This window comes from Dietzia sp. CW19, from assembly GCF_014145265.1.
In the GTDB taxonomy this organism is placed as follows: Bacteria; Actinomycetota; Actinomycetes; order Mycobacteriales; family Mycobacteriaceae; genus Dietzia; species Dietzia natronolimnaea.
In genome coordinates this window covers 1-3,154 of the sequence record NZ_JAALEE010000359.1, presented here as the reverse complement: position 1 = coordinate 3,154, position 3,154 = coordinate 1, and the positions used below count along the sequence as shown (strand labels likewise).

Sequence of the window (3,154 nt, the reverse complement as noted above, 5' to 3'; positions counted from 1 at the left end):
CCGCGTCCGCCGCCCGCTACATCGCGGCGCGGCCGCTGGAGGTGGCCGACAAGCTCGCCGACGGCGCCTACGACCTGCTCGTCGCCGATGTCCCGGATCACTCGGTCGCCCGGGTGGTGTCCCGCGCTCACCAACTGTTGCGTCCCGGCGGTGCGCTGGTCCTGATCGGTGAGCACGCACCGCTGCCGGAGGGCGCGGACCTGCCCGAACACGCACACGTCACCATGCTGCCCGTCGGCGGCGGGCTGACCGTGGTCGCACTCTGAGCCCGCGCGCCCGGAGGCGGCGAACCCTGGACCGGACCCGGCTGGCGACTCAGCCGGGCAGCGACGTGACGGAGTTCTTGGACACGCTCACCACTCCGCCGGCACTGATCGGGAACCGGAGCCGGTCGCGCTCGTGATCCACGCCGATCACGTCGCCCGGGCCGATCGAGGAGTTCTTGTCCACGATCGCCCTGCGCACCACGGCGCCCCGACCTATGCGCACACCGGGCATCAGCACGCTGCCCTCCACCACGGCGCCGTCCTCGACCACCACGTTGTTCGAGACCACGGAGTTGCGCACGGTGGCCGCGGAGATGATCGTCCCCGCCCCCACCATCGACTCCTGGGACATGCCGCCATTGACGAACTTGGCTGGCGGCAGGTTGTCCTGCTGGGTCCGGATCGGCCACAGGTTGTTGTAGAGGTTGAACACCGGGTGCACTGAGACCAGGTCCACGTGGGCGTCGTAGAACGCGTCGATGGTCCCCACGTCACGCCAGTACCCCCGGTCGCGCTCCGTCTCGCCCGGGACCCGGTTGCGGGCGAAGTCGTAGACGTACGCGCGCTCCTGTTCCACCAGCGCGGGGATGATGTCCCCGCCCATGTCGTGGGTGGAATCGGGCTTCTCCGCGTCCGCCTTGAGGGCCGTGACGAGCGCATCCGTCGTGAAGATGTAGTTGCCCATCGAGGCGAACGTCGCATCCGGGTCGTCCGGCGTCCCCGGAGGATCGGAGGGCTTCTCGACCCAGTCCCGGATCAGGTCGTCGTCCCCCGCGTCGATGCAGCCGAAGGCGAAGGCCTCACTGCGGGGGACCCGGATCCCGGCGATTGTGACCGCGGCCCCCGTGGCGATGTGGTGGTCGAGCATCTGACGGGGGTCCATGCGGTAGACGTGATCGGCCCCGAAGACGACGATGTGGTCCGGCTTCTCGTCGTGGACCAGGTTCAGCGACTGCAGGATGGCGTCCGCCGACCCGGTGTACCACCGCGGTCCGAGCCGCTGCTGCGCGGGAACGGGGGTGATGTACTCGCCCCCCATCCCCCTCATGTGCCACACCTGGGAGATGTGCCGGTCGAGGGAGTGCGACTTGTACTGCGTGAGGACGCAGATCCGCATGAAGCCGGCGTTGACGAGGTTGCTCAGGACGAAGTCGATCAACCTGTACGACCCGCCGAACGGCACCGCCGGTTTGGCGCGGTCCGCGGTGTGCGGGAAGAGGCGCTTGCCCTCGCCACCGGCGAGAACGATTGCTAGGACGTGCGGCTGGTTCCTCACCCCCCCACCGTAACGACTTCCGGGCCGTTGCCACGGACCATCACGGGACTTGCCCCCGCACCGCCCCGCGCCGACACCCCGTGGTCGGGCGGGGTTCACCCGCAACGGTCCCGTGCACGCCCCGGGGGGCTAGGTTGACCGGTGTGCGAGTAGCGATGATGACGAGGGAGTACCCACCGGAGGTCTACGGCGGGGCGGGGGTCCACGTGACCGAACTGGTGGCCACCCTGCGGCCGCTGTGCGAGGTCGACGTCCTGTGCATGGGCGCGGACCGCGACACCGCGCGGGCGTTCCGGCCCGATCCGGAGCTGGGCGAGGACGCCAACCCGGCGATCCGGACCCTCTCCGCCGGCCTGCGCATGTGCGTGGCCGCGGAGGGGGCGGACATCGTCCACTCCCACACCTGGTACGCGGGCCTGGCCGGCCACCTCGCCGGGGAGCTCTACGGCATCCCCCACGTGGTGTCCGCGCACTCTCTCGAGCCCAGCCGACCCTGGAAGGCCGAGCAGCTCGGGGGCGGCTACCGCGTCTCGTCGTGGTCGGAGCGCAACGCCTTCGCCCACGCTGACGCCGTGGTCGCGGTGAGTGCACGGATGAAGGACGAGATCCTGCGCGTCTACCCCGAGGTCGATCCGGAGAAGATCCACGTGATCCTCAACGGCATCGACACCTCGGTGTGGTCACCGGTCGAGACGTTCGCCGGGGAGGACTCGGTCCTCCGGCGGCACGGTGTCGACCCGGACCGACCGATCGTGGCGTTCGTCGGTCGCATCACACGTCAGAAGGGAGTGCCCCACCTGGTCCGCGCGGCCCGAGATTTCCACCCGGACGCCCAGCTCGTGCTCTGTGCGGGTGCCCCGGACACCCCGGAGATCGCGGCCGAGATGGAATCACTGGTCGCCGACCTGCAGTCCACCCGGGACGGCGTCTTCTGGCTCCGCGACATGCTGCCGCGCGCGGAGGTCATCGAGATCCTCTCCGCCGCCACGGTGTTCGCGTGCCCGTCGGTGTACGAACCCCTCGGGATCGTCAACCTCGAGGCCATGGCCTGCGACACCGCCGTCGTCGCCTCCGATGTCGGCGGGATCCCGGAGGTCGTCGTCGACGGCGAGACCGGCACGCTCGTCCACTACGACGAGTCGGACCCGGGCGCCTTCGAGGCCGGTCTCGCGGCCGCGGTCAACGAACTCGTCGTCGATCCGGGCAAGGCCGCCGCGTACGGCCGTGCCGGGCAGGAGCGGGCCCGGACGCGGTTCGCGTGGGAGGCGATCGCCGAGCAGACCCACGCGATGTACGCCTCACTCCTGTAGAGCGCCTACCTCCTGTAGAGCGCCTCACTCGTGTAGAGCGCGTCACTCCTGCAGAGACCTGCGGAACGTCCGCACCTCGACGTGGACGCGGACCGGGCCGTCGCCGGACCCGATGGCCCGCTCGACCCCGGCCCGACCCAGGTGGACTCCACTGGGGCCCATGAGGGCCAGGTCCGCGGCGATCGCGGCGGGAACCGTGCTGGTGACGTCGACCACCCGGACCGGACCGGGGTCGAACCCGGCGGCCAGGTGCGTGTCCAGGCGCTCGGCCTTGTCCGCCGCGGGTGCGAGCATCCCGACCC

At 70.5% G+C, this 3,154-nt stretch carries 2 protein-coding genes and 2 pseudogenes; 2 read left to right on the top strand and 2 right to left on the bottom strand.

What is annotated here, in order from left to right; translation table 11 throughout:
- Nucleotides 1-266, top strand: a pseudogene (locus tag G6021_RS11005) (hypothetical protein); the annotation flags it as partial.
- Between the two features lie 49 nt (nucleotides 267-315).
- Here the strand turns inward: G6021_RS11005 and glgC are convergent.
- Nucleotides 316-1,542, bottom strand: coding sequence for a glucose-1-phosphate adenylyltransferase (glgC, locus tag G6021_RS11000; protein ID WP_182641279.1), 1,227 nt, complete (start codon nucleotides 1,540-1,542; stop codon nucleotides 316-318).
- A gap of 143 nt (nucleotides 1,543-1,685) precedes the next feature.
- On the opposite strand from glgC, the gene glgA reads away from it, so the two are divergent.
- Nucleotides 1,686-2,852 carry a glycogen synthase gene (gene glgA, locus G6021_RS10995; RefSeq protein ID WP_347238955.1) on the top strand — a complete coding sequence of 389 codons (1,167 nt, stop codon included), beginning with the start codon at nucleotides 1,686-1,688 and terminating at the stop codon, nucleotides 2,850-2,852.
- Nucleotides 2,853-2,894: 42 nt separating this feature from the next.
- Here glgA and G6021_RS10990 read toward each other — a convergent pair.
- Nucleotides 2,895-3,154 (bottom strand): annotated as a pseudogene (locus G6021_RS10990) (methyltransferase type 11); the annotation flags it as partial.